This is a genomic window from Paenibacillus taihuensis (genome assembly GCF_003386535.1).
GTDB lineage: Bacteria > Bacillota > Bacilli > Paenibacillales > Paenibacillaceae > Paenibacillus_Z > Paenibacillus_Z taihuensis.
In genome coordinates, this window is the sequence record NZ_QTTN01000013.1 from 1 (window position 1) to 14762 (window position 14762).

Sequence of the window (14762 nt, forward strand, 5' to 3'; positions counted from 1 at the left end):
CTCAAGAGACGATGAACCCCCGTCTGATGTTGAAGCACTGATTCGAAGAAACGTTTTGCCGATTCGCCCGATTCGACCAGGGCAGCAGAATACGCGCAAAACACGCTATAAATCATCTGTAAGCTTCGTCTACAGAGTAGCATAAATCGGTTCGAATGAACATTTTTTAAGCGGATTGTCTATCCGCTTGTTTGCTGTACACTTTTTTCAGACTGCACCAAAAAAACAAACGGCACAGGGGTTTCCCTCATGCCATTTTGGATTCCATTTCTATTCTCGGTCAATGTCATTGAGTTAACTTAATGACATTGACCGAGCAGCAGCCCTTCTTCTCTAGCCAGGCGGCGCATCGTCTCGATTGCATTATCGTCAGACACCTGCACGATTTCATCATACACCGACGTGTTTAATATAGCCGGCACGAAGCCGGGACTTGTACCCACCAGCTTATGCGGTCCCGGCTTGCCCCCGGAAAGCACAGGTGAACCGAGCGGTTCAACGACAGCGACATACAGCTGCGGCAGCGCTGCCCGAAGCGTTTCGCCAGTGCCTGTAATCGTGCCGCCGGTACCTGCCGAAGCAACGAACACATCAAGCTTGCCGCCCGTTTGACGCAAAATCTCCTGCGCAGTCGTAACCCGATGTATGTCCGGATTCGCTTGATTCTCGAACTGATTCGGGATATAGCTGCCCGGACGCTCTGCTTGCAGCTCGAGTGCGCGCTTGATTGCGCCTGGCATCCGCTCGGCCGCAGGCGTCAGCACGACGTCTGCTCCATACGCTTTGAGCAGACCAATTCGCTCCTTGCTCATGTTGTCGGGCATGACGAGAATCAGCTTGTATCCTTTGGCCGCTGCGTTCATCGCCAGCCCTATGCCGGTATTGCCGCTCGTTGGCTCAATAATCGTCGCTCCTGGAGTGAGAATCCCCTTCTCCTCTGCCGTAGCGATCAGCGAGTATGCCGCACGGTCCTTCACGCTGCCACTCGGGTTGAACCGTTCAAGCTTCACGAGCACCTCAGCCATCCCCGGCTGCCAGAGCCTTCTTAGAGCGACAACCGGCGTCTCACCGATCAATTCCGTTACATCATTAACTATACGGGGCATACACAGCCCTTCCCTTCCCCATCAGCCTCTCGAAGGAGAGGCACGTTCTTTATCAACTGGCGCTGCCCGAAGCAGCGGCCGCATAAGCAGCCAGCCTACAATCGGAAAGGCGCCGACAGCGAGCATCAGCGAAGGCACGACATACTTGGAGCTGTCGATGAAAGGCAAGACAGACAAATAAGCCGTAACGCCGATGATCCGCCCAATCGTAAGACCCGCCTCGCGAAGAATGACGAATTCTTCCCGCTGCTTCGCGCTATCCTCGTCACTGCCGATGAGATCAAACACAGCCGACGTCATCGGAATAACGTAGAGCGGCATGAATAATGCTGTTCCTAGCCCAAAGATGAGCAGTGTTCGGTAATTCAGCGTCATGAACAGCACCGCGACGATTGACGTAACCGCAATGGAGCCGATCATCATGGCCATGTTTCTTCTATGCGGCTTGAGGAAGCGCCCGATTAGCCAGAAGCTTACAAGCGCCATAAGCGAAGTAATTAAGGAGAAATTGCCGAGCTTCCCTTCATTCTTCGTCGCAATGAAGACAAGCAGGCCGACGAAGAACATGAAGACGCCTTCGCGCACCCCTTGCGCAATGATCGCCGGCACTGCAAACCGCCACCGATTTCCCCTTTCGCGCAGAATTCTGAAGCCGTGGAACCATTCATACGTCCCGCTCGACTCCCGCTTCTTCAGCCAGAAGCTCAGCACGACCGCTACCGCAAAGATGATCGCCGATACGGTAAAAATAATGCTATATCCCCGCTCGCCCTTATTCATCGTAATGAGCCAGCCCGAAACCCATGGCGCAATAATGCCAGCCGCTGAACCGAGCAGCCCCGCCCAGCCGTTAAATCGATCCCGGTTGCCTGGCTCGGTAATCTCGAAATAAACAACGTTGAAGGCCAGCCAGAAGCAGCCGTTGCCAATCCCAATCAGCATGCCGAGCGGCACAATGTACGAGACCGACGTCTTTCCTAGAAGAAGCACGACAAAATAGAAAACTCCGGACAGCGCAACGCCGAGCCGGAGGCTGTTCATTTTGTTATGCTGCTTGACCCATTTGCCCGCCAGCCAGAAGGTTAATCCGCTTACGATAAATTGGGTTAAGTTGAACCATCCGATAAGCGCGAACGAACCGCTTTCTTTGAACAGATAAATCGGAAGAAACGTGCCGGACAGCGCATTCGCTATGCCGAGCAGCGCCTGCACCGCCAACAGTAGAATGGCTTGGCTATCCAGTGCACGGCTATCCGAATTTCGTTTGTTCCCCCCACTTTCGAAGGTGCGAACCTTCTCGTGCGATTTTCCCGCATACCACCGCGACTGAACGGAATGTTTGCCTTGTTCCAATCGTGAATCCCTCCTGCCCTGCTGCGAATAAGCTGCAACAACTCTAGGCGTAAGGTACCCCCATATGGCATGCGGCATGCCGGAAAATACTCTTATTCAAAAACTTGCCAATCCGTGAAAACGTACTTTAAGAGCTAGTCCTCTAAATCCGAAGCTTTCGCAAGCAAACGAACTAAGCGCTCCTGATCCGGCACGGCCAGCCGATTCTGTGTGGCGAAGCAAGACGGGCATACATAGAGCACGAGCTCGAACGGCGCCTCAAGTATAGGCTCACCGAGCATAGCGGATGTTCTGGCTTCAAACCGTTTCTCCTTAATCGTCTGTGTGCCAGCTTCCAGCATATACTCGCGGCAGGATGGGCATTCCGGCGCTTCCAGCTGCTCATCAAGAATGCGGTTCATTGTCTCTTCCAGCGCAAGCTGATCGCGGTTGTACGGTCTCAGTTCGGACAGGTCATGCGAATGGGAGTGGGAATCGTCTTCCTCTTCCTCGTCCCCCCATTCGACGTTGTTCTCTTGCTCATCCGCATCGTCCGCATCTTCTTCCTCATTCAGCTCCATGCCGAATTGAAGCGTACGGTAGCCGGACAGCTCATTCTCGCAATGCGGGCAATTGCGCTCTGGCCCAATCTCTTCATCCCATACGATCTCGGTCTGACACCAAGGACAGATCGGATTCTCTTCATGTTTCTCGCTCATTGATCATTCTCTCCCTACTGCAAAAGTTATTGTAGCAAATATACGACGCCGAATATGACGAAAAGTGCGGCAAGCGCGAACAAGGTTCCCCATAAGTATTTCATTTTGGTAAGCAACTGCCTTTCAACATTGAATGAAAGCTACGCGATCGTAGCGCCGATGACATAAGAAAGTGATATCGAGATAATCATCGCAATAAATCCGACCGCCTTGTTGTCCTTCTGAATCTCATCGTCAATCCGGAAGACAGGCGTTAGAAACTCGAATAAGAAATATGCGGCAATGAGCAGCGCGAATCCGAACGTCGCCCAGACGATGCTCTGGTAGACCGTTTCGTTCGCTTCTATAGAGAAGCGGAACAGATTGCATATGCCGAAGATTTTGCCTCCGGTCGCCATCGCAACAGCCATGTTTCCGCGCTTGATTTCCTGCCAGCACTTATATTTGGTTACAAATTCAAAGAAAAACAGGAACAACAGCAAGGCAAGCACCGCTACCGATACATAGGCTAGCGATGCCGCAAACGTATTGCTGAGCAATTGATCGATTTCTTGTTCCATCGGTATGCCCTCGCCCCCGCTATGCTTACTTCAATTCTGCAACCGTAACCCCGGCGCCGCCCTCGCCATATCGTCCGAGGCGGTAGCTCTTCACATGCTTATGCCTGCGCAGGAAGTCGGTAATTCCCGTACGCAGCACGCCTGTGCCGATGCCGTGGATGATGTATACTTGCCCGAATCCAGCCAAGAACGACTCGTCGAGGAATCGGTCGACCTCGATCATCGCTTCCTCCAAGTTCGCCCCGCGCAGGTCCAGCTCGGTGCGAACGTTCTCATCGCGCGTACGCTTCAGGCTTGCGGCAATCTTCGGCTGCTGCGTCTTCTTCGTCTCCGCACGCTTCACAAGCTCAAGATCGGTAAGCGCGACCTTCATCTTCATAATGCCGAGCTGCACTGTAGCATCATTGCCCGACAGATCAACCACATGGCCGCGCTGGTTCAAGCTGTAAACCATAACCTCGTCGCCCGCCTCAATACGCTGCGGCTTATCGGTTTTCTGCTTCGCTCCAGCCGCCCGCCGTTTCTCCGGCGTCGCTTCATCCAGCTTGCGGCGCGCTTCGGTCAGCTTGTGATCCTTCACCGCCGCGCCTTCTTCCTGCGCGAGCTTGCGCAGATCCGCGATAATCTCTTCCGCCTCGCGCCTCGCCTTCAGCATCACTTCGCGCGCCTCATCCTGAGCCTTCGCAAGCAGCTTCTCGCGCTGCTCCTCGAACTTCTGCAGCTCCGCTTCATGGCGCGCACGCTCCGACTCCAGCTGCTTACGCAGCGCCTCGGCCGTTTGCCGCTCCGCTTCCGCTCCGATCCGATTCTCCTCCAAGGAGGCGATCATCGACTCGACGCGGACATCCTCCTCGCTCACTTCGCCGCGCGCGTGATCGATGATGCTGCGCTGCAAGCCAAGCCGCTCCGCAATGGCGAACGCGTTGCTTCGGCCAGGAACGCCGATGAGCAGACGATAAGTCGGGCTCAGCGTCGCAATATCGAATTCCATGCTCGCGTTAATAACGCCTTTGCGGTTGTAAGCATAAGCCTTCAATTCGCTATAATGCGTCGTCGCCACGATGCGGCAGTCAAGCTTATGAATATGCTCAAGAATCGCTATCGCAAGCGCAGAGCCTTCCGCCGGGTCCGTTCCGGCACCAAGCTCATCGAGCAGAACGAGACTCTTCGGCGTCATATTGGTTAGAATACGGATAATATTGGTTAAATGACTGGAAAACGTACTTAGGCTCTGCTCAATGCTTTGCTCATCGCCAATATCGGCATAGATCGCATCGAATACGCACAGCTGGCTGCCGTCTTCGGCAGGCACGAACAAACCGGACATCGCCATCAGGCTGAGCAGGCCGATCGTCTTCAGGGAGACCGTTTTACCACCGGTATTCGGACCTGTAACGATGATCGCTGTAAAGTCATTGCCAAGCTCGACATCGATCGGCACCACATGCTCGCGCGCAATAAGCGGATGACGTCCGCGGCGCAGCTTGAAGTAGCCCCTGTCATTCATACGCGGCAGCGTCGCTCCCATCGTATGCGCCAGACGCGCCTTCGCAAAGGCAAAATCAAGCTGTCCGAGCACATCCAAATCCAGCATCAAGTCATCGGCATATTCAGCCGTCTGCGCCGTAAGCTTTTGCAGGATTTTCTCAATCTCGCGTTCTTCGGCAAGACGCAGCTCACGCAGCTTGTTGTTCATGACGACAATCGCTTCCGGCTCGATAAACAGTGTAGCGCCCGAGCCCGATTGGTCGTGGATAATGCCGCCGAAATTCGAGCGGTACTCCTGCTTCACCGGAATAACGTATCTGTCGTTCCGAATTGTAATGATGGCATCCTGCAGCATCTTCTGCACCGATGTCGAGCGGATCATTCCCTCAAGCTTCTCGCGCACGCGCGATTCGCCGCTTCGCAGCTCTCTGCGGATATTCGCGAGCTCGGCGCTTGCGCTGTCCAGCACTTCCGCCTGATCGTCGATGCAGAAGAAGATCGCATCCTCAAGCACCTTGTGCTCCGTCAGCTGTTCCGCCATCCCGGCAAGCAATGGAATCGGATCGTCCTCGTGCAGCTGCTCGATGTGACGTTTGACCCGGCGCGAACCGCGGACTGTCTCGGCAATTGCCAGCAGCTCCGACGGGTTCAGCGTCCCGCCGATCTTCGAACGAAGCAGCTGCGGCTTAATATCGACAACGCCGCCGAATGGCGCGCTGCCTTTCAGCCGGTCGGCCTTGTAAGATTCATCCGTAATGGCGAGCGAGTGCTTCACCATCTCCAAGTCGGAGTTTGGCTTAAGCGCCAGTGCAGCCGCTTTTCCAAGCGAAGTCGCCGCATGCTGCTCTAATTTATTTACAATTTTGGCATAATCGAGTGTGTGTAAAATTTTGTTGTCCAAGCGGGCACAACTCCTCTCGTTACTTATTATAGCGCAGCAGCGCGGTGTATGCCATGACAAGCGGAACTCATGAATGACAGCCTGAAAAAAGGTAACACTACATGTACACGAGGAGTCATACCAACTCCGTGTAAGGAAGCTCTTCCAAATAAAAGGCAGGAGGTATTTCCATTATGCATTTTCTGGGTCATGTAGTCAGATTTATTGTATCAGCGATTGTGTTAATGATCGTAGGTTATATTGTTCCGCAGTTCAGTGTCGGCGGATTCTGGAGCGCCCTGTTCCTAGCGCTCGTCATCGCGGCGCTGGGCTGGATTATCGAAGGTATCTTCGGCAAAAGAGTTACGCCTTTCGGACGCGGTATCGTTGGCTTCCTATGCAGCGCGCTCGTCATCTGGCTTGCTCAGTTCATCGTCGGCGGCGTACATGCAACTTGGCTCGGCGCGATCCTGGCTGCGCTAGTCATCGGGATCATCGACCTGTTCATCCCGGTCAGCACGCCTTACGAAGCTGGCCGCGAGTAAGCAATTCGCAGCATATTCAACAGATCGTCACAGTAATTTTACCCATGGCAAGGTATACTAGTTAAGTATAATTCCAAGCTATGGAGGGTTATCTGGTGAAAAAATTACTGCTCATTGCGTTCACGATGGTTGCAGCGGTTCTCGTTCTGGCTGCTTGCGGGGCGAACAAAGCCGACAATTCGAATACAAGCGGAAGCACTGGCGTTGAAGAAACAGGCACAGCAGCTTCGGCGAAAATTACGATCAAAGCGAAGCGTTACGAGTTCGATCAGCCTGTCTATACGATTAAGAAAGGCGTGCCGACTGAAATTACGCTGAAATCGGAAGATGGCATGCACGGCGTCGAAGTATCCGATTTGAAATTGAAACTGGATTCTGATGAGCCGAAGGTCGTCACGATCAACGATGCGGGCGAATATGAATTCCACTGCGACATTATGTGCGGAAGCGGCCACTCCAAAATGGTTGCCAAGCTCGTTGTTGAATAAACGTATCCGCTTATAAATGAATGGACCGTCCCATCTTGGGGCGGTTTTTTTATTCCGATTATTAATGCTGTCCATCAATAATGCTGATGAAATGCACATTTTGCCCGCTATATTGGTTTGACCAACAGCAACTTATAAGAAACCTTTATAGGCGCTCTATTCCAACGGCAGCCGGTTGCTGATACGATGTGTTCAACAATCAGATAAAGGGTGGTCAACATGGGTAAACTAAATGGACAAGTAGCGGTCATAACAGGCGCGGGAACAGGGCTCGGCCGGGCAACGGCGATTGATTTTGCTCGTGTTGGTGCGCATGTTGTACTGCTTGGAAGGCGGCTCGGGAAGCTTGAAGAAACGGCTGCGCTGATCGAAAGCGATGCTGCTGTTGCCGGCGAGAGCAAGGTGCTAATTGTGGCTTGCGACACTTCTAACGAAGAGGCAGCCCAAGCAGCTGTAGAGCGGATCATCGCCGAATTTGGCAAGATCGATATTCTCGTCAACAACGCTGCAGTATTGGAGCCGGGCAAGGTGATCGAACTGACTGCTGCAGAGTGGGCGCTTCAGCTTAGCGTTAACTTGACGGGACCCTTCTTGATGACACGGGCTGTACTGCCGATCATGCGTCAGTCTCGTTTTGGCCGGATCATCAATATCACTTCAGGTCTCGCCTCGAACGGTGCCGGCGGTTATGCTGCATACAGCGCATCCAAGGCGGGGCTCGAATCGCTGACGCGGACGACGGCGGATGAAGAGCATGACTACGGGATTCTGGTGAACGCGTTCAATCCGGGTACGATTCGCAGCGAAATGCATGCAACGGGCAAAGACCCGCATCAAGTGACGCGAGCGCTTGTTGACCTCGCATCGCTGCCGCAGAACGGCGTGACCGGTTCGATCGTGGTGTATTGATAAATCTATGGAAGCAAATCGAATTGGCATGAAAATAAGGGCTATGTCCGTATGAGGTCGGTTCCAGCAGGAACCGCCATACGAGCATAGCCCTTTGTTCGTAGAGTTGGATTGAAAGCTTAGTTCTCCGAAATCAGCTCAATCCATTCATTATATTCCGTTTGCAGCTTGGAGTACTCAATCTGCAGCTTACTGTGGTCCGTTTGCAGCTTGGCGTGCGAGTCACGAAGCTGCTGCTCCGCTTGGCCGGCCTCCTGCAAAGCGGCTTCCAGCTCGGCGAGGCGTTCGCTAATTTGCTCCGCTTCCTGCTTCGCTTTGATTGCTTCCTCTTCGCTTAGCAGCAGCTGCTCCAGCAGCCCGGCTTCCGCCTCCGCATGCGCTGCAGCTTCCTGCTTCGCAAGCTGAATCTCCGAGTCAGCCATCTGCACCTGATCCTGCAGCTTCGCCGATGCTTCCTCCGCAACTCGCTCGGCTTCCGCCATGTGCTGGCGCGCTTCGCGCATCAGGTCGAATGCGCGATCTTCTGCCATTTGCAGCTTGGCGGTGAGCTCATCCTTCTGCTCCGCGATCTGCTTCAGCTCCTGCTGCAGCGCATCGCGTTGTTCTGCCAGCTGATGCTGCTGATACTTGCTGCCTTCAGCCGATTGCTGCGTTTCTTTCAGCTGCGCGCGCAGGTCAGCAAGCTGTTCCTCTAGCTCTTGCAGCGCTTCTTGGCGGCGCTGCTCGTTCTGCTGGATGGAAGCCATCGTCTGCTCCATCTGCGAAATCGCATGCTCGCGCTCGTGAAGCTGCTGCTCGAGACGGCTAACCGTCTTGCGAAGCAGCTCGTCCTGCTCGGCTGCTTCCAGAGCGAACAGCTCTGCTTCCTCTTCTGCCTCTCCCAGCTTCGCCTGCATAACGCTCAGCTCGCGTCCGCTCTCATCAAGCAGCGCGGAGAGCGATTCGCGCTCGCTCTGCCATGTCGCCTGAGCGCTTGCTGCCGCTTCTTCCAGCGCCATGTAACGTCGCTCCGACTCGGCGCGGAGCACTTCCAGCTCTTGCTTATATTTAGCGGCAACTGCCGCCGCTTCATGTTCGCCTTCTTGCAGCGCTTCTTCAAACAGCGCTTGCGCCGTGCTCCGTTCCTGCTCAAGCACGCGTGCTGCTTCCTCGCGCTCCTGCGCAAGCTCGGCTTGATGCTTCTCGCGCAATTGCGCTACCGCTGCCGCGGCTTCCTCACGGGCCACGGCAAGTGCTGCTGCCGCTTCCTCGCGCTCGATCTCAAGCGTGGTTTGCGACTCTAGGCGCAGCTGCGACAGCTGCTCCTCAGCCGCTGCGGCTGCTTGCGCCGCTTCGCTGCGAAGACGGTCGAACCGCTCGCGTGCCGCTTGGCGGATACGCTCGACTTCCGCTTCTGCATTCGCGCGTGCTTGCTCCGCTTGCTGCAGCAGATCTGCCCGCGTTTCCTCGAACATCTCAGCCGCTGCAGTAGCTGCAGCCTCATGCAGCATGCGTTCTCTGCTGAACTCTTCTTCGTGAGCCGCAATCGCATCCGCTAGCTGCATCTCTGCTGCTTTGCGTTCGCTAGCCAGCTGCGCTTCGAGCGCTTTGAATTCGCGCGCGTGCTGTTCGCTTGCCGTACGCAGTGCGATAGCTTGCTCTTCGAGCTCAAGCTCTTGCTCGAAGCGCTGCTCCGCCATCGCTGCTTCGAGCTGTTCACGCAGCTGCGCAAGCTCGGCTGCTGCCGCTTCGCGTGCTTCTGCCAGCAGCGCTGCCGCTGCTTCTTGCTCGCGAGCCAGCTCTGCACGGCTCGCTTCGCGCGTCTGCTCCAGCTGCCCTTGCAGCGCCGTTTGCTCGCGCTCGTGCTCTTCGCGTGCTCTGCGCAGCGCGATAGCGCCGGCTTCGAGCTCAAGCTCTTGCTCGAAGCGCTGCTCCGCCATCGCGTCTTCAAGCTGCTCGCGCAGCTGCGCAAGCTCGGCCGCTGCCGCTTCGCGCGCTTCTGCAAGCAGCGCTGCCGCTGCCTCTTGCTCGCGAGCCAACTCTGCGCGGCCTGCTTCGATTGCCTGCTCCAGCTGCGCTTGGAGCGCCGCCTGCTCGCGCGCATGATCTTCGCGCACAGTGCGCAGCGCGTTCGCCTGCTCTTCGAGCTCAAGCTCCTGCTCAAGTCGCAGCTCAGCCATCGCGTCTTCAAGCTGCTCGCGCAGCTGTGCAAGCTCCGCTGCTGCAAGCTCACGTTCGCCAGCCAGCTCTGCCGCTGCCGATTCCACCACATGCTCAAGGCGTCCTTGCAGTCCCGATCTGACTTGCTCCAGCTCCACACGAGCTGCTTCCTGATCATTCTCCCGCTCCGCTGTAAGCTCTATCCATACGCGTTCAAGCTCCGCCTTGGAAGCTGCCACGGCCTCGCGCTCAGTCGCGAGCAGTGCCTCCAGCTCGCCGCGCACTCGCGTCAGCTCCACTGCTGCCGCTTCACGCTCACTTGCAAGCTCCTCTGCCGCAAAATGAATCGCTTCGTCCATGCGTTCTTGCAAGCCGACGCTTGTCCGCTCCAGCTCTTCGCGCGCAGACTCGCGCTCGCTAGCCAGCTTCGCTTCCAGTTCGCCGCGCACGCGCTCAATCTCTTCTCGCGCTACTTCACGCTCGAACTCCAGCGTCTCCGCCGCGTTCTCGCGCTCGCCGGCGAGCAGTGCTTCAAGCTCGCCGCGCACTCGTGCGAGCTCCGCTGCTGCCGCTTCGCGTTCATTCGCTAGCTTCGCACCCGCTGTGCGCGCAGCTTCCTCCATGCGTCCTTGCAGGCCGGCGCTTGTCCGCTCCAGCTCTTCGCGCGCCATCTCGCGCTCATGCTCCAGCTGTGATTGCAGCTCACCATGCACGCGCTCTTGCTCCGCCTGCGCAGCAGCCGCTGTTTCACGCTCGTTCGCCAGCTGAGACTCGAGCTCACCGCGCACGCGTCCAAGCTCTTCGCGCGCCACTTCACGCTCGAACTCAAGCGTCTCTTCCGCGTTTGCACGCTCACTTACCAGCTTCGCTTCCAGCTCAGCACGCACGCGCTCCTGCTCCGCCGCTGCCGCCTCACGCTCACTCACCAGCTTCGATTCCAGCTCAGCACGCACGCGCTCCTGCTCCGCCGCTGCCGCCTCAAGCTCACTTACCAGCTTCGCTTCCAGCTCAGCACGCACGCGCTCCTGCTCCGCCGCTGCCGCCTCAAGCTCACCACGCAATCGCTCCTGCTCGTCCCGCTCGCTCGCGAGCAGCTCTTCCAGCTCGCCGCGCACGATCGCCAGCTCCGCTGCAGCCTCTTCGCGCTCGCGCGCAAGCTCCGCTGCCGCTGCGCGGACCGCTTCCTCCATGCGCCCTTGCAGCATGGCGCTTGTCCGCTCCAGCTCTTCGAGCGCCGACTCTCGCTCGCTCTCCAGCTCCGCCTCGAACTCGTTAAGCACTCGCTCTTGCTCTGCTGCCGCAGCCGCACGTTCACTCGCTAGCTTCGCCTCAAGCTCACTGCGCACTTGCTCAAGCTCCGCCGCAGCTGCCCCTAGCTCGTTCGCCAGCTTCGCCTCCAGCTCGCCGCGCAGTCGCTCCAGTTCTTCTCGCGCAACCTCGCGCTCGAATTCGAGCGTCTCCTCCGCAGCCGCACGCTCACTTGCAAGCTTCGCTTCAAATTCTCCGCGAATCCGCTTTTGCTCAGCTTCAAGCTCTCCGCGCACTCGCTCTCGCTCAGCCGCCGCGGATTCACGCTCGCTCGCAAGCTGAGCTTCCGCTCTCACGCGCTCCGCATCAATCTGCTGCTGCAGCTCATCGAGCATCAGTTTTACTTGCTCAAGCTCCGCAACAGCAGCTCTGCGACGCTCCTCAATCTCGTGCATGCGCTCGTTCTCGCCGCGCAGACGGAAAACATCTTCAGCCATATGTACTGCCGCAAGCATGGAAATTCTCGGCAAATCCAGCATCGGATATCCTTTTGCCAGCTTGTGCATATTCTCATCAACAAGCGCTGCGATGCGCTTGATGTAGTCGGGGTTCGTGTGTCCAGCCAATTTAAATTGGTTTCCGTATATATCAACCGTTACTCGTGTCCGATCGGCAGCGTTCATAGGGGTGATCCTCCTATAATTTTCAAGATTCTATGCGACAATCGTTGCCATCTTCCACAATCATTCAAGATACAAGGTCTGACAAATAAGATGAAGCCGCATCGATTTTTGTTCCTGTGCCGCACAAACATCCGCCTTTCGTGACATAGACCAGATATTTTTGCTTTGCAAAGAACTATTTCGATGCGGCTTCCGGCATCTCCTGCCTATTTACGCAATTCTGCTGCAAAAGATTGTTCTAAATTTGCTACAACCTTGCCGTGCAGCTCCGTTACTTCTTCATCCGTCAATGTGCGCTCTGCGTGGCGGTAAACGAGCGACAATGCGACACTCTTCTTATCTGCTCCGAGCTTCTCGCCGGTATAGATGTCGAAGATGCGAACCGACTCCAGCAGCTCGCCTGCTGTCTCGCGAACAGCGCCTACGAGCTTGCCAGCTTGCACATCGCTGTTCAGCACAACTGCAATGTCGCGCTCCATCGCCGGGTAACGCGGCAGCGCTTTGTACACAATATCGAAGCTCGCTGCATCATACAGCGGCGCTAACTCTACTTCAAGCACATACGTATCGCCAAGATCGTGGTCGTTCTGCGTCGTAGGGTGCAATTGGCCCATGTAGCCGATCGTTACAGGACCGCGCTCGCCTGCGAACACAATAGCTGCCGTGCGGCCCGGGTGCATATGCTCCGGCTGAGCCGCTTCGTAGCTAATATCGCCGCTTACGCCGAGCAGATCAGTGATCGTCTCGATCATGCCTTTAATATCGTAGAAATCGTAAGCTTCCGCTTTGCGATTCCAAGCTGCGACATTTTTGTTGCCCGTCAGCAAGATCGCCAAACGATGCTTCTCATGCGGCAGACGAGACAGCTCCGCTTCTTCCGTGTGGAAGACGCTGCCGATTTCGAAGATGGCCACATCGTCGTTCTTCCGGTTGCGGTTGTAAGCCGCTGTTTCGAGCAGCTGCGGCAGCAGACTTGTGCGAAGCACGCTGCGGTCCTCGCTCATAGGAAGCGCCAGACGAACAGGATACAGGTCTGCGCCAGTCAAAGCTGGGAACAGCTTCGTGCGATCCGGATGCGTGAACGAGTAGCTGATCACTTCATGAAGGCCTGCATCTGTCAGACGTTTGCGCAGCTCACGGCGGATCGCCTGCGGCTTCGTCAGTGCGCCTGGTGTTGCCGCGCCTTCAATTGCTGTCGTCGGAATGTTGTCGTAGCCGTACAAACGGGCTACTTCTTCAATCAAGTCAACGTCGCGTGTAATGTCGCCGCGGCGCGAAGGTGTCTGAACGGTAAATACCCCATCTGCGGAAAGTTCAAACGGGAACTGCAGCCGGCCGAAGATCGTCTCGATCTCAAGCTTCGACAGATCCGTACCGAGGTAGCGGTTGATTTTCTCGATGGAAACCTTAACAACCGTCTGCTGCGGCTGTTCAGCAAGCTCTTGAACGATGCCTTCCAGCACGAGACCGTCTGCATACTTCTCCATCAGAGCCGCTGCACGATTAAGGGCAGGCACGACACGAGCCGGGTCTACGCCTTTCTCGAAACGAACGCTCGACTCGGAGCGAAGGCCGACTTGACGGGATGTTTTGCGGATTGTGCCGCCATCGAAGCGAGCCGATTCCAGCAGGATATTGACCGTACCGTCAGTGACTTCCGAAGTTGCACCGCCCATTACGCCTGCAAGCGCAATTGGCTCAATGCCGTTCGTAATAACAAGCATGCTCGAATCCAGTTTGCGCTCTTGGCCATCAAGCGTCTCCATTACTTCGCCCTCATGCGCCATACGAACCACAATACGTCCGCCTTCTACTTTATCAGCATCAAAGGCGTGAAGCGGTTGGCCGTACTCCAGCATGACGAAGTTCGTAATGTCAACGACGTTGCTAATCGGGCGAATGCCTGCCGCCATTAGTCGGTTCTGCATCCATTGCGGCGAAGGACCAATCTTAACGCCTTTGATATAGCGTGCGGAGTAGTGCGAGCACTGCTCCTTCGCTTCAATACGAACGGACACATGCGCAGAAGCGTGATCTGCCGAATCGCTCACGCGGTTATCCGGCAGCTTAACGGGACGGCCTGTCAGTGCGCCTACTTCATAGGCAACGCCAAGCATGCTGAGGCAGTCCGAACGGTTCGGTGTGAGGTCAAGCTCAAGCACTTCGTCGTCGATAGCCAGCACATCAAGAATCGATGCGCCAATCGGCGTGCCTTCAGGCAGGACAAGAATGCCTTCTTGCTGCTCTTTAGGAAGCAGCTTATCGTTCAGGCCAAGCTCCTTGGCCGAGCAGATCATACCCTGGGACTCTACGCCGCGTAGCTTCGCGCGCTTGATCGCGAAATCGCCTGGAAGCACTGCGCCGATTGTCGCAACGGGAACGAGCTGTCCTGCTGCAACGTTTTTCGCGCCGCAGACGATTTGAAGCACTTCAGGACCGCCAACATCAAGCGTACAAACGCTCAGTTTATCCGCATCCGGATGTTTCTCGCGAGTAAGCACGTGTCCTACAACGACACCTGTTACTCCTTTATTGCGGGATTCAACGACGTCGATCTCGATGCCGCCGCTTGTCATCAGTTCCGCCAGCTGTTCGCCGGTGTAACCGTGCAAATCGATATATTCACTTAGCCATTTATATGAAACATTCATCTTGAATTAGCCTC

The 14762-nt window shown here is 56.0% G+C and carries 10 protein-coding genes; 3 read left to right on the forward strand and 7 right to left on the reverse strand.

Translation table 11 applies throughout. The features are described 5' to 3' along the window. Positions 1 to 299: 299 nt before the first annotated feature. The 5 genes from cysK to A8990_RS12640 form a co-directional block, all read right to left on the reverse strand. Positions 300 to 1106, reverse strand: coding sequence for a cysteine synthase A (gene cysK, locus A8990_RS12620; RefSeq protein WP_116189400.1), 807 nt, complete (start codon positions 1104 to 1106; stop codon positions 300 to 302). Between the two features lie 21 nt (positions 1107 to 1127). Further along, positions 1128 to 2459: an MFS transporter gene (locus tag A8990_RS12625; RefSeq protein ID WP_245995990.1), complete on the reverse strand. Its 1332-nt coding sequence runs from the start codon at positions 2457 to 2459 to the stop codon at positions 1128 to 1130. A 134-nt stretch (positions 2460 to 2593) separates the two neighbouring features. Next, on the reverse strand, positions 2594 to 3157 hold the full coding sequence (locus A8990_RS12630) for a hypothetical protein (RefSeq protein ID WP_116189402.1): 564 nt from the start codon (positions 3155 to 3157) through the stop codon (positions 2594 to 2596). Between the two features lie 140 nt (positions 3158 to 3297). Beyond that, positions 3298 to 3717 (reverse strand): DUF350 domain-containing protein, encoded by a 420-nt coding sequence (locus A8990_RS12635; RefSeq protein ID WP_116189403.1) that lies wholly within the window; start codon positions 3715 to 3717, stop codon positions 3298 to 3300. 25 nt (positions 3718 to 3742) lie between these two features. Then, positions 3743 to 6106, reverse strand: coding sequence for an endonuclease MutS2 (locus A8990_RS12640; RefSeq protein WP_116189404.1), 2364 nt, complete (start codon positions 6104 to 6106; stop codon positions 3743 to 3745). A gap of 173 nt (positions 6107 to 6279) precedes the next feature. Between A8990_RS12640 and A8990_RS12645 the strand changes: the two genes are divergently transcribed. The 3 genes from A8990_RS12645 to A8990_RS12655 all read left to right on the forward strand — a co-directional run bounded on the left by A8990_RS12645 (position 6280) and on the right by A8990_RS12655 (position 8027). Next, positions 6280 to 6630 (forward strand): phage holin family protein, encoded by a 351-nt coding sequence (locus tag A8990_RS12645; protein ID WP_116189405.1) that lies wholly within the window; start codon positions 6280 to 6282, stop codon positions 6628 to 6630. Positions 6631 to 6725: 95 nt separating this feature from the next. Beyond that, positions 6726 to 7118 (forward strand): cupredoxin domain-containing protein, encoded by a 393-nt coding sequence (locus tag A8990_RS12650; protein ID WP_245995991.1) that lies wholly within the window; start codon positions 6726 to 6728, stop codon positions 7116 to 7118. A 219-nt stretch (positions 7119 to 7337) separates the two neighbouring features. Beyond that, positions 7338 to 8027: an SDR family NAD(P)-dependent oxidoreductase gene (locus A8990_RS12655; protein WP_116189406.1), complete on the forward strand. Its 690-nt coding sequence runs from the start codon at positions 7338 to 7340 to the stop codon at positions 8025 to 8027. Positions 8028 to 8146: 119 nt separating this feature from the next. Here the strand turns inward: A8990_RS12655 and A8990_RS12660 are convergent, their stop codons facing one another. Both A8990_RS12660 and pheT read right to left on the reverse strand, forming a co-directional pair. Beyond that, complete coding sequence (locus A8990_RS12660; RefSeq protein WP_116189407.1) at positions 8147 to 12097, reverse strand: hypothetical protein; 3951 nt, start codon at positions 12095 to 12097, stop codon at positions 8147 to 8149. Positions 12098 to 12303: 206 nt separating this feature from the next. Continuing rightward, on the reverse strand, positions 12304 to 14748 hold the full coding sequence (gene pheT / locus A8990_RS12665) for a phenylalanine--tRNA ligase subunit beta (protein ID WP_116189408.1): 2445 nt from the start codon (positions 14746 to 14748) through the stop codon (positions 12304 to 12306). Between the last annotated feature and the right edge of the window lie 14 nt (positions 14749 to 14762).

Excerpts from the sequence above, each read along its gene's own strand:
- A8990_RS12630 (WP_116189402.1), bottom strand. The coding sequence starts at position 3,157 with ATGAGCGAGAAACATGAAGAGAATCCGATCTGTCCTTGGTGTCAGACC.
- A8990_RS12645 (WP_116189405.1), top strand. The coding sequence starts at position 6,280 with ATGCATTTTCTGGGTCATGTAGTCAGATTTATTGTATCAGCGATTGTG.
- A8990_RS12660 (WP_116189407.1), bottom strand. The coding sequence starts at position 12,097 with ATGAACGCTGCCGATCGGACACGAGTAACGGTTGATATATACGGAAAC.
- cysK (WP_116189400.1), bottom strand. The coding sequence starts at position 1,106 with ATGCCCCGTATAGTTAATGATGTAACGGAATTGATCGGTGAGACGCCG.
- pheT (WP_116189408.1), bottom strand. The coding sequence starts at position 14,748 with ATGAATGTTTCATATAAATGGCTAAGTGAATATATCGATTTGCACGGT.
- A8990_RS12635 (WP_116189403.1), bottom strand. The coding sequence starts at position 3,717 with ATGGAACAAGAAATCGATCAATTGCTCAGCAATACGTTTGCGGCATCG.
- A8990_RS12655 (WP_116189406.1), top strand. The coding sequence starts at position 7,338 with ATGGGTAAACTAAATGGACAAGTAGCGGTCATAACAGGCGCGGGAACA.